Raw genomic sequence first — 22,461 nt, 5'->3', positions numbered from 1 at the left:
TTAACCCCGCTTGCCGCTGGCGGCCTTGGCCAGGCGCACGATCCTCGATCCGCCGCGCGAGGCGACGAGCAGGTCGTCGTCGACCTCGCAGGCGCTGATTGTGCCGTGCACCGTGCCGTCGGCGCGCGAATGGAAGCTCGACAGCGGCTTCATGTTCTGGTCGCAATGGACCACCAGCCCGTAGGACCTGGTGACCGCGTAAGGCTTCAGCACGTTCATCTGTTTGAGCTGGCTGCCCTGCATCGGCTCGCGGTAGTCGCGCCATGAGCCGAGCGACGGCGCCATCCAGTAGGCTTCGGGAATCTCGGCCAGCATGCGCTTGCGGTAGGTCTCCTCGCGCAGGATGAACTCCACCAGCTGGTTACGCACGGAATAGAAGGTCAGCCAGTAGCCGGCGTTGAAGGCGGGCGCGATGCGGGCCGGATAGGCCGGCAGATGTTCCAGGACCGGCACTGTCGCCTTGCTGGCGAGGTCGATCGCCAGCACGCGATGGCGCCAGGCCTCGGTGACGTAGACGCGGTTGGAACCGGTGGTGGCGATGCCGGCCGGCCAGGCGAGACCGTCGCGGATCAGCTCCAGCCGACCGCTTTTCAGGTCGAGGCGCCAGACCGAACCGGAAGCGTTCTTCTGCATCAGGTCGCGCCGCCAGGCGCTTGCCGGCAGCGAGGCCGAACCGTTGGCCACCAGCAGGGTGTTGCTGTCGAGGAAAGTAAGCGCGGTGACGCAGGAGAGCCTGCGGGCCTCGTCGCCGGTCGCCTCGCGCCCGTCATGCAGGCCGCCGCGGATGACGACGCCCTTGCCGTCGATGGCCAAAGCGGTCATGCCGCGGGCATGCGCGAGCGCGGTGATCTCGCCGGAAAACTCCTGTGGGACCTCGGCCTTGCCGTCGGCATCGAACCGTATCAGCCGGTTCGCGCTGCTCGCCAGCATGCCCTTTTCGGTCCGCACCAGATTGTCGGCCTCGGCGAGGTCGGCGAAGGGTTCCGCCTCCTCAAGGTCCTGGTTGGGCAACAGGGGCCCGTCGAGCGTGGGCACGGTCACCGCCCAGTCGCCCCGGCCGAGAAAGCGGTCGAAAAGCCGGCTCACGGCGCTCATGGCTTTTTACCCCAGTAGGAGTCCGAGCTGAACCAGTTGGGATCGACCCCCTTCAGCGGCAGGGTCCCCATGCGGTTGTTGAAGATGCCGCAGAGATAAAGGATGCCCTTGTGCTCGCGCATCGAGGTGATCATCGGATGCTTCTCCCCGGCCTGGTCCCACAGGCTTTCGAGAATCTGGCCCTTTTCGTCGAAGCGCAGCACGCAGCCGGTGTTGAGGTTGGGCATCAGCCAGGCGTCTTCCGACACGCGCCGCGCCATGCGGCGGCGGAAGCCCGGCATTTCCAGTGATAGATCCAGCGCCGGCGTGCGCATGCCCATCAGCGCCAGCCAGTAGGTTCCGTCGGAGGCGCGGTTGATATTGTCGGGATAGCCGGGCAGCCCCTCGATGACCCGCTCGATCTTGCCCTTCTTCGGCCCGTCGAAATAGTACCGGCTGATGCGGCAGGCCCAGCTTTCCGCGAACAGCACCGACTGGCCGTCGAAGGCCGTGCAGATGCCATTGGGGAAGACCAGGTTCGACAGCAGCGTGCGGGTCGAACCGGACCTGGGATCGTGGACGATGATGCGCCCATTGCCACGGCTCTCCAGCGCGTCCGCATACCAGTCGTGCATCTCGAAACGCACGGTGGCTTCGGAAAAGACGATGCGGCCGTCTGGGAGGATGTCGCAGTCGTCGGCGAGCTTCATGGTCGAATCATCGACGACCGATGTCAGCGAACGGTTGGTCTCGGCGGTGAGCAGCTTCACCTCGCCCGCCGGCGAAACCTGGTAGAGGCCCATGCCGGCGACGCAGATGACCAGATTGTCGTCGCGGTCGAAGGCCATGCCGAGCGGCGAGCCGCCGATATGGGCGAACACTTCGCTCTCTGTGTAATTCGGCGGCTGGAAGCGCAATATGTCGCCTTGCCGGCTGCCGGTATAGAGCCGGTCCTGCCGGTCGAAGATCACGTCCTCGGCGCCGTCGAGGAAGCCGAGGCCAATGACGCCGACATCCTTCAGCCGGTCGTTCACCGCCATCGGCGCGCCGGCCGCCGTAGAGATCGCCTGCGGCATCTTGGCGAAGGTCGGGGAGATATAGACGCTGCGCAGGATCTTGTGGCGGTTCTTCACCCAGCGCACGTCGAGAAGCACCGACAACAAAAGCACGAGGCCGAGGATCAGATAGTTGACCGGGCCAGGCACTGCGAGCGCAAGCAGGCTGTTCGACAGGACGAGCACGAAGAGCGTGCCCATCAACGCCTTGGCGACCGAGCCGCGGCCGCCGCCGAGCGAGATGCCGCCGAGCACGGTCGCGGTCAGCACCTGCAGTTCGAGCCCGGTGCCGATATCGGAAGCGGCGCTGCCGATGCGCGCCGAGAAGAAGAAACCGGAGAGCGCGACCAGCACCGAACAGAGCACATAGGCGCTGAACAAAGTGAAACGCACATTGATGCCGGCATTGTAGGCCGAGCGGCGCGCGCCGCCGACGGCGAAGAGGCGCCAGCCATAGCGGGCACGCGACAGCACCAGGTGGATGACCAGCGCTATGACCACGAAGACCGCGAAGGAGGTCGGAACGCCCCAGACCGTTCCGAAGCCGAGAAAATCATAGGTCGGCGAATCCGGACCGCTGGTCACGATCGCCGTCGAGACATGCGGGAAGACGATGTCGAAGGTGGACCGGTAGATGATGAGCGTGACCAGCGTGGTGAGAAACGCCCGCATGCGCAGGAAGCCGACCAGGAAGCCATTGATGGCGCCGCAGACGACGCCGAGCCCCAGGCACGCCAGCAGGCCAGTCCCAAAACTCCACTGCTCGACATTCATGCCGTAGAGCGTGACCAGCACGGCGAGCGCGAAGGTCGAGCCGACCGAGAGATCGATGCCGCCGGACACCATCACGATGGTCATGCCGAGCACGACAAGGCCGAGCTCGGCGGTCTGGCCGCTGAGATTGGTCAGCGTCGTCACGTCGAAGAAGCCCGGCACGATCGCGCCGAAGATCGCGCACAGGATGACCAGCGCGGTGAAGGGGATGACGCTGTCGATCCATTTCTTGGTCAGGATCTCCCCGACCACATGGTCGGGGAGCAGACGGTAGCGCCAGCGCACAAGGCTTTCGGCCATGCTCATCGGAAAGTCCGCTTACTTAATGTCTTCGGGCTTCCAGCAGTTCCGGCCGGTCGCGTTGGTCTTGTCGACGCGGGTGATCGGGCCGAAGAAGATGGTCTTCTCGCTGCCGGCCTTGCGATCAGCGTGCTGCAGCAGCTCGGATATCTGCTGCGCGGCGATCTCGCCCTGGATCGGCGCGTTGAAGTTGAAGATTACGTCGAGCAGCCCGTTCTTGATGCTCTCGCAGCCCGTGGCGGCGCCGGCGCCATTGGTGACGATGGTGACCTGGTCCTGCTTGCCGGCAGCCGCCACCGCCGCGCCGGCGCCGACTTCGGCATTGTCCCAGATGCCCATGATGCCGCAGAGGTCGGGATGCTGCTGCAGCACCGTCTCGGTGATCTGGCGGGCCTTCTCGCTGATGTAGTCGGCCGGCTGGTCGGAGACGAGCTGCAGCTCGGGATTGGCCTTCAGCACCTCGTCGATGCCGGTGCGCATGTAGATGTTGGCGGCGCCCGTCTGGACGCCGGCGAGCCAGACCACCTTGTGCGAGACGGCGTTCGGCCCAGTGCAATGCTTGGCCAGTTCGCCCATCTCCAGGCGGCCCATCTCGATCCAGTCATTGCCGACATAGGAGTCGGTCTGGGTCGCCGACTGCATGTTGACCTGCAGTACCTTGATGCCCGCGGCCTGCGCCTGCTTCAACAGGCGTGCGTAGGTCTGCACGTCCGGGTTCTGCACGATGATCAGGTCGGGCTTCTCGGCGATGGCGCCCTGCATGGCGCGGATGCCGGCATTGGTGTCGCCGTTGGGATCGCGCACCTCGAGCGTGAAGCCGTAGCGGGCGGCGTGACGCTGCCACACCATCACCCAGGCCTGATTGAGGTCCATGCCCTGTGAGATCGGCACGAAGATGACCTTCTTGCCCTTGACGCTGTCGAGATAGGCAGCTCTTCCGACCTGGTCGGTCTCCTGCGCGCTGGCGGCCTGCGCGACGCCAAGCAGCGCAAGCGCGGTCATGCCCGCCAACAGGCATTTCTTGAATAGTTTCATAGGTTTCCTCCCTGATTTGATGGTTCGGGTTCTTGTTCAGATGTCACCGCTCTGCGAGGTCTGCTCGTCACGCGGATTGATGATGGCGTCGATGGCGAGCGCGCCCAGCAGGATCACGCTCTTGATCAGGTTCTGGCTGGTGTAGGAGAAATTGAGGATCGTCATGCCGTTGGTCAGGATGCCGACCAGGATGGTTCCCGCGATCACATTGCGCACGCCGCCCTGCCCGCCCGACAGGCCGATGCCGCCCAGCACGACCACCAAAAGCACGTCGTAGATCAGGCTCGAATTGTAGAGGCGCGTGTCGATGCCGGTGACCAGGCCGGTCATGATGATGCCGGCGGTGAAGGCGATGAGCGCGCTGATGACATATTGCGTCACGATGATCGGGCGCGTCGGCAGGCCGGTGGTGCGGGCCGCGTTCGGATTGTCGCCCGTTGCATAGACCAGCCGGCCGAAGCGCGTCTTCCGCAGGAACAGACCCATCAGAGCCGCCACCGCTCCGAAGATGACGACGGACATCGGTATGCCGAGCACGCTGCCATTGCCGACGAATTTCAGCCAGGCGATGTCCGGCGGCGCATAGAGCACGTCCGAGGCGAAGACGATGCGTCCCGAGCCGTAGACCGACGAGGCGATGGCCAAGGTGGCGAAGATCGGCGGGACTTCCGCGACCGCCACCATGACGCCGGTGAAGAGACCGATGGCCGCGACCAGGATGGCGCCGCAGATCACCGCAAGCGTGAAATCGACGCCCCAGGTGGAAATCCAGATGCTGAAGGCGACGCCGACGACCATCACCGCCACCATGGTGAGGTCGATGCCGCGGCCGACGACGACAAAGCCCATGCCGACGGCCAGCGTGCCGAGGATCGACACGTTCTTGAGGATGGCGATGATGTTGCCCTGGCTCAGGAAATTGTTGAGCGTCGCCGAGAAGACGACGAACAGCATGACCGAGATCGCGACGACGACGACTTCCTGCGACGCCTTGAAGCCAAGGCGCCTGTCGTCTGACTTGCCCGAACCAGGCATTTTCCTCCTCCCAGGCAGCCGATGGTCGGCGCCTTGCTCAGGCGACCAGCCGCTCCGGAATCCTCCCAAGGCACCGAGCCGTTCGCCTGGTTCGGACAATTACGGCTGGAGCGTCAGCGGACAATTTCGTTTTTCTGACACGCTGTGCAGTTTGCCTCCGGTGCCGTCGACGCAGGGAGGCCGCGGCAGGGGACCGACCTCTTGGAACTTAAGAGCGCCGTCTGAAGTCCAATATGGACCATTTACCCACGATCCCCATTGAACTTGTCGTTTAAGCCTTTTGGCACCGCTCGGAGGCGCGGTGTTGGGAGGTTTCACAAGCCATGCAAGCCGTTCTGACGGTCACGAAACTGCGCAAGTCGTTCGGCGGGGTCCATGCGCTGAAGGGCATCGATTTCGATCTTCATGCCGGCGAGATCCATGCCCTCTGCGGCGAGAACGGCGCCGGCAAGAGCACGCTGGTGCGCATCATCGCCGGCCTCATGGCCGCGGATGAAGGTGAGATCCGCGTCGATGGGCAGCTCCTGCGGCCCGGCGAGCTCACCAATCCGAAGCTCGTTTCTGTCGTCTATCAGGAACTGTCGATCATTCCGCATCTGTCCGTGCTGGACAATGTACTTCTGGGCGATCCCGACATCTCCCAGCTCTATATCCGCAGGCGCTACAGGGCGCGTGCACGCCAGACGCTGGATCAGCTTGGCCTGTCGGATGTGCCGCTCAACCTCGAGGCCGGCAGGCTGTCGATCGCCGAGCAGCAGCTCCTCGAAATCTGCCGCGCCGTGATGCGCGGCGCCCGCGTGCTGATCCTCGACGAGCCGACGGCGAGCCTTTCCGATGCCGAGATCCAGCGGGTCTTCCAGACGGTGCGCTGGCTTCGCGCCAAAGGAACGGCCGTGGTCTATATCAGCCATCGCCTGCCGGAGATATTCGCGCTTACCGACCGCACGACCGTGTTCCGCAACGGACAGCGCATCCTGACCAAGCCGACCGCGCAATGGACCAATGACGAGCTCGTCGCCGAGATGATCGGCCGCGAGGTAACCTCGGCGCATGCCACGCGCGACGGGGGCAGACCCGAGGCGGCGACGGTAATCGAGCTTGCCGGGCTTGGCGTCGCGGGGAAATACCGCCCCGTCGATCTTGCCTTCCGCGCCGGCGAGATCGTCGGCATCATCGGCCAGCTCGGTTCCGGCGCCAATGCGCTGGTCGAAACGCTGGCCGGCCTGGAGCGGCGCTATGCCGGCACGATCGAGGTCGGCGGTTCCGCGGTCGAGGTCACCTCGATTGCCGCGGCGAGCCGCGCCGGCATCGCTTATGTCTCGGAAGACCGGGGCGGCAAGAGCCTCTTCCTCGGAGCCCCCATCGAGGTCAACCTCACGTCGGCGATCCTCGATCGCCTCAACCGCTTCGGCGTGCTGACGCTCGCAGATGCGCGCAAGCAGGCGAGCGACCTTGCCCGCCGGTTCCAGATCGACGTCCGCCGGCTGCCGTTCGCGGCGTCGACGCTTTCGGGCGGCAACCAGCAGAAGGTGGCGATCGCCAAGTCAGTCGCGCTCTCGCCCCGGATCCTGGTGCTCAACGAGCCGACCCGCGGCGTCGATGTCGGCGCCCGAACCGAGATCTATCGAGAGATTCAGGCGCTTGCCCGCGAGGGGCTGGTCGTCCTCTTCTTCTCGACCGACCTGGAAGAGATCCGGGAGCTCTCGCAACGCGTCATCACGGTCTTCCGCGGCGAGATCGTTCGCGACCTGCCGGTCGAGGAGACGACCATGGATTCCATCCTGGGCGACGTGGTGCGCGGCCCGGCCATCGGGAGGGCGGCATGAGCATCAACGGCAATGTAGGGAGCGGAGGCAGGGCCTTGGCCGGATTGGACGCGACGGCGCTCGGCGCCAGCCTGATGCGGCCGGAGCGCATCCAGTCCACCGCTGTGTGGGCGGCAACGGCACTGTTCGCTTTGTGGGCAACATTTGCCGTTCCCGGCTTCTCCTCCAGCGCCAACGTGTCCGCGATCATGTACTCCACCTCCGCCGTCGGCATTGCCGCGGTCGGCATGGCGCTGATCACGCTCTCCGGCAATCTATTCATGCTGTCGATGGGCGCGACGGCCGCCGTCTCCACCATCCTCTTCGCATCCTTCCTGCATTTCGGCCTGCTCGCGAGCGTGATCCTGGTGGTCCTGATCGGCGGGTTGTTCGGGCTGGCCCAAGGCATTGCCGTCGGCCTGTTCCGCACCAACCCGATCATCACCACGATAGCCATGGCCTCGATCATCACCGGCGCCGGTTCGTTCTATTCAGGCGGCCTGACGGTCGTGGGTCAGGGAGACGCGAGCTGGCTGGGAGTCGGGCGGACCCTCGGTCTTCCCAACCAGATCCTGCTCTTCCTGCTGGCGGCGATCGTGCTGGGCTTCATCGTCGAGCGGACCCGCTTCGGCCGGGAACTGCGCCTCATCGGGTTGAACCCGAAGGCCGCCGCCTTCACCGGCCTTCGCGTCGGCCGCACTTTGGTGCTCGCCTATATGTTCGCCGCCATGGCCGCGGCCTTCGCCGGCGCGCTCTATGGTTCGCAGGCCGCCCAGGGCAACCTCAAGCTCGGCGCGGGGCTGGATTTCGACGCGATTGCCGCGGTGCTGGTCGGCGGCGTGGCGATCAAGGGCGGCCAGGGCCGCGTCCTCGACGCGGCGATCGGCGCCGTGTTCCTGGCGATGATCTCCAACATCCTTTTGCTCAAGGGCCTGTCGCTGGAAATCCAGCTCATCGTCAAGGGCCTGGTGGTGATCGGCTCGGTCATCCTCGGCGCGCTGGCGCTCGGTTTCCGGAGGTAGGACCATGGCCGCGATCCGCAAATCCAAGATGATCTCCGGCGCGACGCTGCTGCGCCTTGCCCTTCTCGCCGCCCTCGTCGCCGCCTTCGCGATCTGGAATCCGGCTTTCATCAGCGGCCGCAATCTCTATGCGCTCATGCAGTCCTTCGCGCTGCTTGGCATGGTCGCACTTGGCCTGTCGCTGACGATGATCGCTGGCGAGTTCGATCTGAGCGTCGGCTCCATGGTCGCCGTGGGTGGCCTGATCACGCTCGTCGTCGGCACCGGCAATCTCGTCTACGGCATGGCCGCCGCGCTCGCGTTCGCCGTGCTTGTCGGCCTGGTCAACGCGATCGTCATCAGCCGCTTCAAGGTGTCCTCGCTCGTCGTGTCGGTCGGCTCGATGATGGCGCTCTCCGGCTTCGCTTTCTGGCTTGCCGGCGGCAAGGTGATCAGCACCGACAATTTCGACCCCGGCATGGCGCTGGACGATCCCCTGCTCACCGTCCTTTCCTGGCGCAGCCTGGTGACGCTCGCCGCCTTCCTGCTCGTCGGCCTGTTCATGCACTACACGCTGATGGGACGCGACATCCGCGTCGTCGGCAGCAAGCCCCAGGTGGCGGCGGCGAGCGGCGCCAAGGTCGGCCGCTCGCTGGTGATCGTCTTCGTGATTTCCGCCGTCACGGCCGCGCTCGCCGGGAGCTTGCTGTCGATGAGCCTTGCCAGCGCCGCGGCGACGACCGGCAGCACGCTGATGCTGCAGGCCGTGTCAGCCGCGATCGTCGGCGGCGTCGCGCTGACCGGTGGTTCGGGCACGCCCGCGCATGTGCTGCTCGGATCGCTGATCCTGACGGCGATGAACAATGGCCTCAGTCTGATCGGCATGGGGGCGACGGGAATCCTCTTCGCCAACGGCCTCGTGCTGATGGGGATCGTGCTGCTCGACGGCCAGTTGGGCGCATGGATGAGCGAACGGCTCGCAATGTCGCGGGCCGCCAATTCCGCCTAGCGGAAACAACCGACGGATCCTGCAACGCCGCCGAGCGATCGGCGGCGGGGGGAACGTGCAACCTTGAAACGGGAGGAGTAACCAAAATGAACTTCGCAAAACTCACCAAACTCTTGCTGGCGACCGCGGTCGCCGGAGGGCTGATGGCACCGGGAATGGCCTTCGCCGCGGCCAAAGGCTCGAAGGTGATCCTGCTGACGGTCACCGAGGAATGCGAATATTGCGCGCTCCACCAGCGCGCCTTCAAGGAGGTCGCGGCCGCCGCCGGCATCGACCTCGAGGTGAAGATCAACAACTACGACGCGGCCGAGCAGGCCTCGCAGGTCGACCAGGCGATCGCCCAGAAGCCGGACGCGATCGTGCTCTGGCCCGCGGATGCGAGCGCCATCGTGCCGTCGCTGCGCAAGATCAAGCAGGCCGGCATCCCGCTGGTGATCACCAACTCGCGGCCGGACGAGAAATATTCGCAGTTCTGGGACGTCTTCACCGGCCCGTCGGACATCGGCAACGGCGAGTCCGCCGGCGAAGCCATGATCAAGGGTTTCGCCGACAAGAAGCTCGGCAGCGAAGGCAAGGTCTTCATCGTCGAGGGCGTTCCCGGAACACCGCCGCAGATCCAGCGCTCGCAGGGCTTCGAGGATGTGCTGGGCAAGAAGGCGAGCGGCATTCAGGTGGCCGGCAAGCAGAACGGCAACTGGGACCAGACCAAGGCGACGGATGCCGCTGCCGCCCTCTTCACCCAGCTCGGCTCGGGCGTGAAGGGCGTCTATGCACAGGCCGACAACATGATGTCCGGCGTGATCGTCGCCGCCAAGCGCGCCGGCATCGATCCGGCAAGCCTGGTCCTGGTCGGCTCCAACTGTTCGATCGAGGGCGTCAACCAGATCAATGACGGCACACAATACGCCACCGTCCTGCAGTCGCCGATCGACGACGGCAAATATGCCGCGCAGGCCGTCGCCGATCTTCTCGACGGCAAGAAGGTGGAGAAGCAGATCTTCCTGCCGCACGAGATCATCACCAAGGCCAACGTCGCCGACTGCAACGCCGCGCTTGGCCGCTGATTTTTCGAGGCACGGCGGCCCGCCGCCGTGCCTCATCCTTCCCGACGTCAGAAAAGAGGAATATCCCATGGCCACGGAGCCAGTCTTTAGCAACGCCTTGCCGGACCTCGTCGTGGTCTCCGGAACGGCTTCTGGTCTTGGAACCAACATTGCCCGGCTGCTGACCGAAAGCGGCGTGCGCACGATCGGCGTCGATCTGGCACCTGCGCCCGACAGCCTTGCAAGCGAACTCTATTCGCATGTCCGGGGCGACGTCACCGAAGAAGCGACCTGGGCCGGCGTCGCCGACATGATCACCGGGGAGAATCCCGGAACGCTTGGGCTCGTGACATCGGCCGCCATGCTCAATGTCGGCACCATCCTCGACTTCGACAAAGCGGCGATGGAAAAGACCATGTCGGTCAATTTCATCGGCACGGCTCTCGCCTTCCGCGCCATGCTGCCGCTGATGACCGCGCGCGGCGGCGGTCCGATCGTGGCGGTCGCCAGCATCGACGCGACCTTCGCCGAGCAGCAGCTCGCCGTCTATGCCGCCTCGAAGGGCGCCGTGCGCCAGTTGACCCGCACCGTCGCGATGGACCATGCGCGCCAGGGCATCCGCGCCAACGTGCTGAGCCCCGGGCCGATGCTCGCCGGCCTGTTCGAGCGGCACATGAAATCCGCCAACGATCCGGACCGGTTCCTCGCTGCGCGCGCCAATCGCCAGCCGGCCGGCCGCATCCTCGATCCGGCCGAGGTCGCCCGCGCCGGCCTCTTCCTGCTTTCCGATGCCTCCACAGCGCTCAACGGCGCCGAGATCATCGCCGACGGCGGCCTGACGACCAGCTTCGATTTCCGCACCGGGTCGGAAGGCGCTTCGGTCTGAGGAGAAGACGATGAGCAACCCCATTGAACTCGTCGCCGCCTATTGGACCATCTCGGGCGATGTCTATCCGTTCGCGCCGAACGAGATCAGCCCCTTCCCGTTCGCGGAGCGTGTCGAGGCCGCGGCCAAGGCCGGATACAAGGGCGTCGGCCTGATCCATGCCGATCTGCAGGTGACGCGCGAGAAGATCGGCCTGAAGGAGATGCGCCGCATCCTAGACGCCAACGGCATGCCGCATGTCGAGCTGGAGTTCATCACCCACTGGTTCGCCTCCGGCGCCCTGCGCGCCGCATCGGACAAGGTCCGGCGCGAGCTCTTCGAAGCGGCGGAGGCGCTTGGCGCCCGCGACGTCAAGATCGCGCCGGAATTCGATGCCGAAACCATCGACCTGGCGCAGGTCACGGACAGCTTCGCCGCGATCTGCGACGACGCCGCCCGTTACGGCACCAAGATCGCGCTGGAAGTGATGCCGTTCTCCAACGTGCGCACGCTGGAAACCGCGCGCGCCATCGTCGAAGGCGCGGCGAAGTCCAATGGCGGCCTGCTGCTCGACATCTGGCATGTCGGTCGCGGCGGCATTCCCTACGAAGCCGTCGCCGCCGTGCCGAAGCAATATGTCGTCTCGGTCGAGCTCGACGACGCGGATGAAAAGATCGTCGGCACGCTCTGGGAAGACACGATCTACGAACGCCGGCTCTGTGGCGAGGGCGTGCTCGATCCCCCCGCCTTCATCGACGCGATCCGCAAGACCGGCTTCGACGGCTTCTACTCGGTCGAAGTGATCTCAAAGAGGCATCGCGTGCTGCCGCTCGAAGAGGCGGCGCGACGCTCGTTCGAAACCACCATGGCGCAATTCGCCGCAAGATAGGGAGGATCAAATGGAAACCAATCTCAAGAACAAGGCGGTGCTGATCACCGGGGCGGCGAAGGGCATCGGCCGCGAAACGGCGATCGCGTTTGGCCGCGAAGGGAGCCGGGTGGCGCTTTTCGACATCGACGAAGCGGCCCTCGCCGAGGCATCGGCCGCGGTCACGGCGGCGGGCGGCACGGCAGCGACGTTCAAGGCCGACCTGTCGTCGGCAACTGACATCGAGGAGAAGGTCACGGCCGCCATCGCCCATTTCGGCTCGGTCGATGTCCTTGTGAACAATGTCGGCGCCGGCGCGGTGCGAACATTCGACCAGCTGACCGATGCCGAGTGGGACAAGACCTTCTCGCTCAATTTCATGAGCTATGTCCGCACGACGCGCGTCGTTCTGCCGGTCATGCGCAAGCAGGGGCATGGCGCGATCGTCAACAACGGCTCGGACCTCGCGCGCCAGCCGGAAGGCGTGCCGATCGACTACTCGGCGTCCAAGGCGGCGGTGCTCGCTTTGACCAAGGGGCTGGCGCGCACCGAAGGCGCCAACAACATCCGCATCAACGCCGTGGCTCCCGGGCCGATCTGGACGCCGTTCTGGACCCAGCCAGGCGGCTTTGCCGAAACCATGGGCAAGTTCCACAACATGGAACCACAGAGGGCCGTCGAGCACGAGATGTCGCTGCGCCAGCTGCCGCTTGGCCGCCTTGGCAAGCCGGAGGAAGTGGCCAACGTCATCGTCTTCCTCGCCTCCGATCTCGCCTCCTTCGTCACCTCCTCCGTCTGGGGCGTGGATGGCGGCTCGATACGAGCCATCGCCTGAGCAGTTCCAGGATGAGAACCGCACCTGCGGTTCTTTTTCTGGAATGACGCAAAAACAAGGAGTTGCAGCGGGCGATTCGATCAAACACTGAACTCTCTCAACGCGCGTCGCAACGAAACGGATTCAGCCGGCGCGGTCGACGAGCCGCTCGATACGGTCCTGGGCATCCTTCAGGGCCGCGCGGTCGGATTTGCGGCCCGAAAGCGCGTCGTGCACTTCCTCGCCGATGATGCGCTCCATGCCGGTGTAGAACGGCACCGGCGGGCGCTGCCAGTTGCGCAGCAGATTGCGGTTGGCGAGGCTGCCGACGAAGCGCACGAGCTGCGAGCTGCCGATCGCCTCCGGATCCGCGCTGACCGAGAAACGCGGCGCGACCGGGAAGCCGTTCTTCACATGCTCCTTCATGGCCTCGCGCGACGCCATCCAGGCCAACGCTTCTGCCGCGAGCGGCAGGCGCTTCGGGTCGATGTTGGAAGGGATGCACAACAGGAACCCGCCGATCGGCGAGGTGTTGGTGCCGCCCGGCCCTGATGGCTGCGGAACATAGGCGACCCGGCGCTTGACCGCGGAACGGACTTCGGCCTCGAACTGCGCGGCACGCATCGTCCAAACATAGCCCATCGCGCTCTGGCCGCGCAGGAAGACCGCGCAGGAATCGTCCCAATGCGCATCGAGCGCGTCAGGCTGGGCGATTTCCAGCATGCGATGCATATAGTCGAGCGCCAGCAGGCCCGCTTCGCTGTCGATCTGCGGCCGCATATGCTGCGCGTCGAGGTTCTCGGTGGAATAACCGGTCGGCGTGCGGCGGATCGACAGCACGCTCTGGCCGCAGCAGCCGAGGAAGAACATGAAGCTCGACGCCAGCGGCCTGTGCGCCGCGTTCCAGGCGATGCCGTAGCGTTCGGCGGCCGGGTTGTGGAATGCGCGCCCGGCGCTGATGACGTCGTCGAAGGTGCGCGGCAGCGCCAGCCCCTCGCTTTCGAAGAGATCCGAGCGGCAGGCCAGCACCTCTATCGTGCAGTAGATCGGCACGCCGTATTCGACGCGCTGCCAGGTCGTCGTCGACCAGATCGACGGGTGGAAATCCATCGGGTTGATGCCGGATTCGCGGATCACCTCACCGATCGGCAGGACAAGTCCCTTGCTCGCGAATTCTCCGAGCCAGGGCATGTCGATCGCGATCATGTCGTAGGCCGAGACGGCGCGCGCGCCGTTCGCCAGGCCTTCGCGATAGAGATCGTTCTGGTGCACCAGCTTGAAGCTCTTGGCGCTCGCCAAATTGTTGCGGAAGTCCGACCACATGTTGCGCATGGCGGCGAAGTAATTGTCGTCGTTCAGCAGGAACTGCAGCTCGACGCCCTTCGTGACCCTGCTGGTCAAAAGGTTGATCGGCGGGATGATCGGGCTGCCGCGCTGCGGCGCGCCGAAATAATAGTCGGCCTCATGCTCCTCATTGTTGCGGCCGCCGACGATCTCGGCGATCAGCGCCTTGGTCTCCGCCGCATAGTTGATGGCGAGGTTGGACAGCCGCGCCGTCGGGTGAAGCGTGAAGCGCTTGGCCGTTTCGGAGGCCGCCCTCCTCTCGATCAATCCGCCGTCGATCATGCCCTGGATGCGCCGGATCGCGGTGCCGTGGGGGAGATTCGAGACCAGCGCGAGCTTGCTGATCGTAACCGGATAGCCCTCGAGCTCCGAGCGCATGAGATAGTGGATGATGCGCCAGGCGGCCTCGTCCTCGACATCCGCGACGCCGAGGAAAGGCCTGCGCAGGCGATCCACGAAATCATAGACGCGCAGGAACTCGTGATCGTTCATCCGGACAATCTCCTTCCGGGCAGGAAGGATATGCCGATCGGGTGGCTCGGCGCCAGCTTTTGTCCAATTTGGGCGAAACTACCCAGGATCAAGCTGCAGCGGTCTTGGGCGCCAGGACGAAATCCCACTCGACGGACCAGAACGGAGCCTCGAAACCGAGCGCGCTCGCCTTTTCCCGGTCGGTTACTTTGGTGAAATCGGCGATCAGCGAATCCTTCACGCCGAAGACTGCATCCTCGGCAAGGTAGCGGCAATCGGGCGCGAAGATGTGGGTGATGACGGGATCGTAGCCCGGCGCGCTGACGATGTAGTGCACATGCGCCGCGCGGTTCGGATGGCGCCCGAGCGCCGCGAGCATCTTTCCGACCGGTCCGTCGTCGGGGATCGGATAGTAGCGGGGCTTGACCGAGCGATACCAGTATTCGCCCTTCTCGTCGGTGGTGAAGACCCCGCGCAGATTCCAGTCGGGCTGCACGTCCTTCTGCTGGACATCGTAGAAGCCGTCGTCATTGGTCTGCCAGACGTCGATCAACGCTCCGGCGATCGGCTTGCCTTGCGTGTCGAGCACGCGGCCGCGCACCACCATCGGCTCGCCCTTGCCGTCGAGGCAGATGTTCGCGCCGTGCTCGTAGCGCGGCGCTTCGGGCACATAGAACGGGCCGAGAATGGTGTTTTCCGTGGCGCCGTTCGGACGCCGGTGATTGATCGCATCGACGAGCATCGAAACGCCGAGCGTGTCGGAAAGCAGGATGAACTCCTGCCGCCAGTCGGAGCACATCTTGCCGACGTCGGTGAGGAACTTGATGCCTTGCAGCCATTCCTCATGCGTCGGCTCGATCTCCTTGACGGCGGCATGCAGATGTTTCACCAGCACGCTCATCACCTCGCGCAAGCGCGGGTCGACATCCGGCCCCATGCGCGCGTTGACCACGTCGACCGAAGTCTCTTCCTCGAAATAGGGATATTTTGGTCGAGCGGCGTCTGCGGTGCCTGTCATGGCGATAATTCCTCCAGGGACGTTCGGGTTTCAGGCCTGCGGCGGCTCGCCGGCATAGGCACGCGCGATAAGGGCCCGGACCGGTTCCCGCTCCAGCGCCCGTGGGTTCCAGTAGGGATTGGCCAGCGCACGGTCCGTCGCGATGTCGATCCCGTCGGCTGGCATGCCGATCTCGGCGAGCCCGCGCCGTGCCCCGATCCGGCCGGCGAGATCGTAGAGAGCCATGGCAGGATCGTCCGTCTTCAGCACGGCCCGCAGGGTTTCCATGACGGCCGGAACGGCGGACGCATTGTAGGCCAGCGCATGCGGCAGCACGATCGTATGGGTCTCCGCATGCGGCAGATCGAAACTGCCGCCGAGCGTGTGGCAAAGCTTGTGATGCAGCGCCATGCCGACCGAGCCGAGGCAGATGCCGCAAAGCCAGGCACCGTACAGCGCCTCGGAGCGCGCCTCGCGGTCGTGCGGGCTCCCGGCGATCACCGGCAAGGCGCTCACCAACGCGCCTATGGCTTCGGTCGCCATCAGATTTATCACCGGGTTGCTTTCCCTGGCATAGAGCGCCTCGACCGCATGGGCGATGGCGTTCATGCCGCTCGTTCCCGACAAGGAAGCGGGAAGCGTCATCGTCAGATCGACGTCGTAGATCACCACTTCCGGCAGCACTTTCGGGCTCGATTGGGTGACCTTCACGCCATCCTTGGTCTCGCCGAGGATCGGCGTCATTTCCGAGCCGGCATAGGTCGTCGGCATCACGATCTGCGGCAGGTCGGTGCGCAACGCGATCGCCTTGGCGAGGCCTGTCGTGGAACCACCGCCGACCGCAACCAGCCCATCGGCCTGAAGCTCCGCCACGACCTTCAGCGCGTCCTCGGTCACGGGCACGGGCGTGTGCATCGTCGCCCCGGCATAGACCCCGGCCGCCGTGCCGCCGAGCGATCCGGCAAGACGCCGGGCGTCCGCCTCCTGCGGCGGCGTCGCCAGCACGAGCACGCGTTTCAATCCCAGCCGGTCGATCTCCTCCGGCAGCCTTGCGATCGTGCCCGATCCGAAGACGACGCGCGCCGGCTGGCCGTTATAGACGAAGCTTTTCATCGAGCCTCTCCCCGTCAGGCCCGGTTGTCGACGCGCAGCAGGAAAGAATTGATGCTGACGCTCTGCCAGACATTGGCGGCATTGAACGGGTCGCCGGCGTTGAACGCCTTCACCTCCTCGATGCTGTCGGCGGAAAAGACGAAGAGCGACCCGATCATGGTTGCGCCATCCGCCGCGACCAGCGGCCCCGAGATCACGGTCGCGACCTTGCCGCCGGCAAGATAGGCCTTGTGGGCATCATAATTGGCAAGCCGGCGCGGAAGCGCATCGGCATGGTCGAGACAGTGCACGGCAAAAAGCAAGGTAATCCTCCCGGGTAGGCGCGACGCTTCATCGATCGTCGCTAAGTCTACTCCTCCCCGAAGGAACTTAAATCGACTCCTGTCGAACAGGCTGGTCAATTAGTCCAATCTGGACAGATGCTAGCCGGTGCTGTCGCGAGGGCTTGCGACGAACAGGCGCGCGAGGGTGCCACCCCACATCGCGCGGTCCGGGAGTGCCGCCGCGAGATCGCCGCGGTCTCAGGCGATCCGCTGCTCGAACTGCGCGATCTCCGCGCTCTTGCGCAAACCGGTTGCGACGACCGACACGCGGAACTTTCCCGCCAATGCCTGGTCGAAGATGGCGCCGACGATGATGTCGGCATCGGCGTCGACCTCTTCCCTGATCCGCGTCGCGGCTTCATCGACCTCAAACAGCGTCATGTCCATGCCGCCGCAGATCGACACGAGCAGCCCCCTGGCGCCGGACATCGAGGCCTCGTCGAGGAGCGGATTGGCGATCGCCGCCTCGGCCGCGATCTTGGCACGCCCTTCCCCGGAGGCCTCGCCGGTTCCCATCATCGCCCGGCCCATGTCCCGCATCACCGACTTCACGTCGGCGAAATCGAGATTGATCAGCCCTTCCTTCACGATGAGGTCGGTGATGCAGCCGACGCCCGCGTAGAGAACGCGGTCAGCCATGGCGAAAGCGTCGGCGAAGGTGGTCCTGGCGTCAGCGACCCTGAAGAGGTTCTGGTTCGGGATGACGATCACGGTGTCGGCGCTCTCGCGCAGCCGTTCGATGCCTTCCTCGGCCGCTTGGGTCCTGCGCTTGCCTTCGAAGACGAAAGGCTTGGTGACGACGGCCACCGTCAGGATGCCGGCATCGCGTGCGGCACGCGCGATCACTGGCGCGGCGCCGGTGCCGGTGCCGCCGCCCATGCCGGCGGTGATGAAGCACATATGCGTTCCCGCCAGGTGATCCATGATCTCATCGATGGATTCCTCCGCGGCGGCACTGCCGACCTGCGGCAGGGATCCGGCGCCCAGGCCTTCGGTGACATGCGCGCCCAACTGGATCAGCCGCGACGATTTCGACATGGTGAGCGCCTGCGCGTCGGTGTTGGCGACGACGAACTCGACGCCTTGCAGCCCCTCGGCGATCATGTTGTTGACGGCGTTGCCGCCGGCACCGCCGACCCCGACGACGGTGATCTTGGGTCTCATCTCCAGGATTTCCGGCTTGGCGGTCATTTTTTCATCTTTCTACCAAAGCACCTGCTGCCCTGCCCCAAGATCATGCGGGACCGGAACAACAAGCGCGCGAATCAGGCGACCCCACCAAGCGCAGGGAATCAGAGGAGGCGCCTCCCTGCAAGGTCCGCGGGAATCTGTCCAGGCGCAAATCCCCCGCCGAGAGCTGGAAAGCGTCCGGGCGCCCGTGTGATCCGAGCCGACGCCGTTGCGGGAAATTCTACTGCGTCACCGAAGTCGAGGTGCCCCAGGTGTCCGACAGCACATAGCCTTGCGGATAGGGATCGGTCGGATCGAGATAGTAGTTGTGTTCGCCCGTGATCCAGGCGCGGCCGGTTATCTGCGGCACGATCGCCTTGCGCCCAGCCACTTCGGTGAGCTCGAGGATCTTGCCGGTGAAGCGCGAGCCGATGATCGATTCATGGATCAGCACCTCGCCTTCCTTCATCTGGCCCCGCGCCTGCAGCACGGCCATGCGGGCCGAGGTGCCGGTACCCGTCGGGCTGCGGTCCGAGCGTCCGGGCGAGACGATGCAGGTGTTGCGCGTGACCTTGCCCGTCCCCTGGAACGGCATGGCGAACTGCACGATCGACACACCGCGCACATTGTCGAACTGCRGGTGCACGACATCGAGCTGCTCGCGTGCCGCGCGGCGGACCTTCTCGCCGGCCACCGCCAATTCGCGGGCCTCGTCGGCTGTAACCGAGAAGCCGAGCGCGGACGCATCGACAATCGCGTAGAACATGCCGCCATAGGCGATATCGACTTTCAGCGTGCCAAGCCCTTCCACCTCGATATTGGCATCGAGGCTGTGGGCGAAAGCGGGGGCATTGCGGAACGTTATCGACAGGCATTTGCCGTCCTTGCATTCGGCGCGCACCTCGATGACGCCGCCGGGCATGTCCAGCTTGAAGCGCGTCTCGGGCTCCTGCATCGGCACCATGCCGGTTTCGAGCAGCACCGTGGCGACGCAGATCGTGTTGGAGCCGGACATCGGCGGGTATTCGGTCGGCTCCATGATGATGGCGCCCGCTACGCAATCCTCGCGCGTCGAAGGCACCAGGAGATTGACATGCCGGGCAACGCTGCCGCGCGGCTCACAGATCAGCATGCGCCTGATATGGTCGTGATCGCGTTCCATCGTGATCATCTTTTCCATCATCGTGCGGCCCGCTGGCGGCAGCACGCCGCCCACGATAACATCGCCGATCTCGCCCTCGGCATGGCAGCCGACGACGCGGATGCTGATCTTGGTGCGCATTGCTTGTTCTCCCTGTCCGCCGCAGCTATCCGCCCCGGCAAGTGGCGTGCTTCGGGAACAAACTGATCAATCCGCGCGCCAGCCTCAAGGAGAATCGTGACCGCCGACGTTTTTCAGCTGCATGCCGGCGCTGATGACGAAATCACGGCAATCCCCTGCCTCGGTGCCAATGTCGAGACACCGCCGGTGACATCTCGATTGCCGGCGCTATCCCTTGAACGCGGGCAGCGTCAGGCCCTTGACGCCGACATCGAGCGCAAACAGCCCGCCCGGATGCTTCTGGCCGACGAAATGGCTGGCGGGACGCCGGAGCACAGCGGAGGTGACATAGAGGATGTCGAGGTCCTTGCCGCCGAATTCGCAGCAGGTCGGCAGGTCGGTCGGCAGCACCACCGTCTGCATCAGCCTGCCCGTCGGATCGTAGCGACAGACCTTGCTGGTCACCGGGATGGTCACCCAGTAGCACCCTTCCGCATCGACGGTGGCGCCATCGGCGACGCCGCCGGTGACCGTCATGTCGATGAAGGTGCGGCGGTTCTCGATATCGCCGGTGGCGGGGTCGAAATCATAGGCCCAGACCGCGCCGGCATGGCTGTCGGAAAAATACATGGTCTTCGAATCCGGGCTCCACGCAAGACCGTTGGAGCAGCCGATGCCGTCGATCATCTTGTGCACCGAAAGATCGGGATCGAGCCGGTAGAGCGCGCCGATGAATTCGAGCTGGCCCGGCGCTTCGAACATCGAGCCCGACCAGAACCGCCCCTGCCGGTCCGGCTTGCCGTCGTTGAAGCGGGTCTTGGGCATATGCGCTTCCGGGTCGACGATCGCCTCGAACTTGCCGGTCGCCGGGTCGAAGAAATGAAAACCGTCGGCCATGGTCAGCACCAGGCCGCCCTTCTGGCGTAGCCCGAGGCAGCCGAGATATTCCGGCGTCTCGAACACCTCGTCCTTGCCGGTCGACGGGTCGTAGCGATGGATCAGCTTCTTCCAGATGTCGATCCACCAGAGCACGCCGGCCTTGGGGTCCCACAACGTGCCCTCGCCCAGTTCGGCCCCAGCATCCACGACGCAAGTGATTTCGACCATGTTCAAGCCCTTCTGCCGCGAAGTCTGCCGYCGAGCCCGGCGAAGGTCTCGCTGCCGATCGAGACCGTGATCAGGATCACCGCGCCATAGACGACGAGCAGCGCGCCGCTCGACAGGTTGAGCGCCGGCAAGAGCCCGGTGAGAATGGTCAGCACCATGGCGCCCGCGACGGTGCCGAGATAATGCCCGCTGCCGCCGAGGATCGAGGCCCCGCCGATGGCGACTGCCGCGATCGACGTGAACAGATAGGCGTCGCCCATGCCGAGATAGGCCTGGCCGGAATAGCCGGTCAAAAGCATGCCGGCGAAGGCGGCGGTGAGGCCGGAGACGATATAGGTCAGGATGGTGGTGCGCGCCGTCGGCACGCCGGAGAATTCGGCGACCGTCGCGCTGGTGCCGAGCGCATAGAGATGACGCCCGAACGCCGCCTTGGAGAGCAGCAGCGTGGCGATCAGCGTCAGCGCGAGCCAGATCAGCGCGATGACCGGGAAGCCGCCTATACGTCCAACCGAAAGGAACTGGATCAGCGCCGGCGCCGAAGGCGTCGGCGAGCCGCCGGTCAAAACCAGGATCAGGCCCTGCAGGATGACGTTGGTGGCCAAGGTCATGATGATCGGCGGCACGCCGAACTGGGCGACGCCGACGCCGTTGACCAGCCCGATGAAGGCGCCGCCCGCAAGCAGCAGCGGCATGACCCAGACAAGCGGCAGATCCTGCCCGCCGCAGAGCAGCGCCATGACGATCGCGGCCGAATTCAGCACCCAGGGCACAGACAGGTCGATGCCGCCGCCGATGATGACGAAGGTCTGGCCGAGCGCGACGATGCCGACGAAGGCCGCCAGCACCACGGTGGAGCGCATGTTGGAGACCGACAGGAAGCCCGGCGAGAACATCGCCGTGACCAGGAGCAGCACGACCATGCCGGCATAGGCGAGCACGATGAGGCGATTGCGGGCGAGGAAAGCGCTCATTGGACCCGGCTCCTCGCGGCCTTTTCGGCGACCGAGCTGGCCAGCACCGAGAGCAGCAGGATGACGCCCGACGCGACCGGCTGCCAGTAGCTCGACACGTGCAGGACGAAGACCAGATTGCCGATGAGGGTGAGCACGAAAGCGCCGATCAGTGTGCCGGCGAGATGGCCTCGGCCGCCGAACAGGCTGACGCCGCCGATCACCGCGGCTGCCACCGAGGGCAGGATATAGTCCTTGCCGATGGTCGGCGAACCGGCGCCGGTCTGCGTTATCAGGAACAGCGCGGCGCCCGCCGCGAACAGGCCGGACAGGCCGTAGGTGACGGTATTGACGCGGGTGATCGAAACGCCCGACAGGAAGGCCGATTTCTCGTTGGAGCCGGAGGCCTGGATGGTGATGCCGACGCGCGTCGCGCGGAACCACCACCAGAAGAGGAGCAGCGCCAGCAGCATCCAGACAGGGCTGGTCAGGCCGAGGAGCTGCGCGGAAGCGAAGCCAACCCACCAACCCGGAACGCTGCCGCCATCGGTCGGCAGGATGATCATGGCGACGCCGTTGAGGATCGACCAGGTGGCGAGCGTCACCAGGAAGGGCTGCAGCTTGAGCAGCGAGATCAACAGGCCGTTGAGCGTGCCGATGAGGAAACCGAGCGCCAATATCGTCAGCGCCCAGAACGCCGTGGTCGACGGATCGTCGGTGAAACGCGTCGCCGCGATCACCGTGCCGAGGCTGATCATGCCGCCGATCGACAGATCGATGCCGCCGCGCACAAGAACGATCGTCTGTCCGGTTGCCGCCAGCATCAGCGTCATCGCCGCCGCCGTATCGAGATTGAGCTCGTCCAGCGTGAAGACGCCGGACTGCAGGCTGCCATAGATGGCAACGATCAAGGCCAGCATCAGGCAGGCGACGAGGAACGGCGCGCGGTCGAGCGCTCGGCCACGCCAATCGATGCCCGGCCTGGTGTCTTTCGCATGCGCCGGCATCTGCGCCCCTTCCACAGTCTGCTCCACGGACATCACCATG

At 65.1% G+C, this 22,461-nt stretch carries 20 protein-coding genes; 7 read left to right on the top strand and 13 right to left on the bottom strand.

Going from position 1 to position 22,461, the window contains the following annotated elements; genetic code table 11:
* From LCM4577_RS16730 to LCM4577_RS16715, 4 genes are read right to left on the bottom strand one after another with little or no spacing between them, the layout of a single operon-like run.
* On the bottom strand, window positions 1-1,095 hold the full coding sequence (locus LCM4577_RS16730) for a hypothetical protein (protein WP_071072301.1): 1,095 nt from the start codon (window positions 1,093-1,095) through the stop codon (window positions 1-3).
* Window positions 1,092-3,209, bottom strand: a complete 2,118-nt coding sequence (locus LCM4577_RS16725) for an ABC transporter permease subunit (protein ID WP_071072299.1) — start codon at window positions 3,207-3,209, stop codon at window positions 1,092-1,094. The genes LCM4577_RS16730 and LCM4577_RS16725 overlap by 4 nt, the downstream gene beginning before the upstream one ends.
* Before the next feature lie 12 nt (window positions 3,210-3,221).
* Window positions 3,222-4,238 (bottom strand): sugar ABC transporter substrate-binding protein, encoded by a 1,017-nt coding sequence (locus tag LCM4577_RS16720; RefSeq protein WP_071072297.1) that lies wholly within the window; start codon window positions 4,236-4,238, stop codon window positions 3,222-3,224.
* 36 nt (window positions 4,239-4,274) lie between these two features.
* Entirely contained in the window at window positions 4,275-5,273 is a 999-nt protein-coding gene (locus LCM4577_RS16715) for an ABC transporter permease (RefSeq protein WP_040983944.1), read from the bottom strand.
* A gap of 323 nt (window positions 5,274-5,596) precedes the next feature.
* Here LCM4577_RS16715 and LCM4577_RS16710 point away from each other — a divergent pair, with 323 nt between their 5' ends.
* The 7 genes from LCM4577_RS16710 (at window position 5,597) to LCM4577_RS16680 (ending at window position 12,699) form a co-directional block, all read left to right on the top strand.
* Window positions 5,597-7,099: a sugar ABC transporter ATP-binding protein gene (locus LCM4577_RS16710; protein WP_071030214.1), complete on the top strand. Its 1,503-nt coding sequence runs from the start codon at window positions 5,597-5,599 to the stop codon at window positions 7,097-7,099.
* Window positions 7,096-8,100, top strand: a complete 1,005-nt coding sequence (locus tag LCM4577_RS16705; protein ID WP_071072295.1) for an ABC transporter permease — start codon at window positions 7,096-7,098, stop codon at window positions 8,098-8,100. Before LCM4577_RS16710 ends, LCM4577_RS16705 begins: the two co-directional genes overlap by 4 nt.
* 4 nt (window positions 8,101-8,104) lie before the next feature.
* Entirely contained in the window at window positions 8,105-9,088 is a 984-nt protein-coding gene (locus LCM4577_RS16700) for an ABC transporter permease (protein WP_083354746.1), read from the top strand.
* Between the two features lie 86 nt (window positions 9,089-9,174).
* Window positions 9,175-10,152, top strand: a complete 978-nt coding sequence (locus LCM4577_RS16695; RefSeq protein WP_071072293.1) for a sugar ABC transporter substrate-binding protein — start codon at window positions 9,175-9,177, stop codon at window positions 10,150-10,152.
* A gap of 67 nt (window positions 10,153-10,219) precedes the next feature.
* Window positions 10,220-11,017, top strand: a complete 798-nt coding sequence (locus LCM4577_RS16690; protein ID WP_071030221.1) for an SDR family NAD(P)-dependent oxidoreductase — start codon at window positions 10,220-10,222, stop codon at window positions 11,015-11,017.
* A gap of 10 nt (window positions 11,018-11,027) precedes the next feature.
* The gene (locus tag LCM4577_RS16685; RefSeq protein WP_071072291.1) at window positions 11,028-11,885 is read left to right on the top strand and encodes a sugar phosphate isomerase/epimerase; all 858 of its coding nucleotides are present in this window, start codon (window positions 11,028-11,030) and stop codon (window positions 11,883-11,885) included.
* Window positions 11,886-11,895: 10 nt separating this feature from the next.
* The gene (locus LCM4577_RS16680) at window positions 11,896-12,699 is read left to right on the top strand and encodes an SDR family NAD(P)-dependent oxidoreductase (RefSeq protein WP_071072289.1); all 804 of its coding nucleotides are present in this window, start codon (window positions 11,896-11,898) and stop codon (window positions 12,697-12,699) included.
* 123 nt (window positions 12,700-12,822) lie between these two features.
* Here LCM4577_RS16680 and LCM4577_RS16675 read toward each other — a convergent pair whose 3' ends face one another.
* The 9 genes from LCM4577_RS16675 to LCM4577_RS16635 form a co-directional block, all read right to left on the bottom strand.
* Window positions 12,823-14,514 (bottom strand): extracellular solute-binding protein, encoded by a 1,692-nt coding sequence (locus tag LCM4577_RS16675; protein ID WP_071072287.1) that lies wholly within the window; start codon window positions 14,512-14,514, stop codon window positions 12,823-12,825.
* A gap of 88 nt (window positions 14,515-14,602) precedes the next feature.
* Window positions 14,603-15,511, bottom strand: coding sequence for an intradiol ring-cleavage dioxygenase (locus tag LCM4577_RS16670; protein ID WP_071072285.1), 909 nt, complete (start codon window positions 15,509-15,511; stop codon window positions 14,603-14,605).
* Between the two features lie 30 nt (window positions 15,512-15,541).
* On the bottom strand, window positions 15,542-16,603 hold the full coding sequence (locus LCM4577_RS16665) for a maleylacetate reductase (protein WP_071072284.1): 1,062 nt from the start codon (window positions 16,601-16,603) through the stop codon (window positions 15,542-15,544).
* A 14-nt stretch (window positions 16,604-16,617) separates the two neighbouring features.
* Window positions 16,618-16,905 (bottom strand): YciI family protein, encoded by a 288-nt coding sequence (locus LCM4577_RS16660; protein WP_071030233.1) that lies wholly within the window; start codon window positions 16,903-16,905, stop codon window positions 16,618-16,620.
* A gap of 219 nt (window positions 16,906-17,124) precedes the next feature.
* Window positions 17,125-18,117: a cell division protein FtsZ gene (ftsZ, locus tag LCM4577_RS16655; protein ID WP_041008074.1), complete on the bottom strand. Its 993-nt coding sequence runs from the start codon at window positions 18,115-18,117 to the stop codon at window positions 17,125-17,127.
* A 220-nt stretch (window positions 18,118-18,337) separates the two neighbouring features.
* Window positions 18,338-19,378, bottom strand: coding sequence for a proline racemase family protein (locus LCM4577_RS16650; RefSeq protein WP_071072282.1), 1,041 nt, complete (start codon window positions 19,376-19,378; stop codon window positions 18,338-18,340).
* Window positions 19,379-19,585: 207 nt separating this feature from the next.
* On the bottom strand, window positions 19,586-20,464 hold the full coding sequence (locus tag LCM4577_RS16645; protein WP_071072280.1) for an SMP-30/gluconolactonase/LRE family protein: 879 nt from the start codon (window positions 20,462-20,464) through the stop codon (window positions 19,586-19,588).
* Between the two features lie 2 nt (window positions 20,465-20,466).
* The gene (locus tag LCM4577_RS16640) at window positions 20,467-21,435 is read right to left on the bottom strand and encodes an ABC transporter permease (RefSeq protein WP_071072278.1); all 969 of its coding nucleotides are present in this window, start codon (window positions 21,433-21,435) and stop codon (window positions 20,467-20,469) included.
* Window positions 21,432-22,460, bottom strand: coding sequence for an ABC transporter permease (locus tag LCM4577_RS16635; RefSeq protein ID WP_071030241.1), 1,029 nt, complete (start codon window positions 22,458-22,460; stop codon window positions 21,432-21,434). Before LCM4577_RS16635 ends, LCM4577_RS16640 begins: the two co-directional genes overlap by 4 nt.
* Window position 22,461 lies beyond the last annotated feature (1 nt).

This window comes from Mesorhizobium sp. LCM 4577 (genome assembly GCF_001854795.2).
GTDB lineage: Bacteria > Pseudomonadota > Alphaproteobacteria > Rhizobiales > Rhizobiaceae > Mesorhizobium > Mesorhizobium plurifarium.
This window is presented reverse-complemented; position numbering and strand designations above follow the sequence as displayed.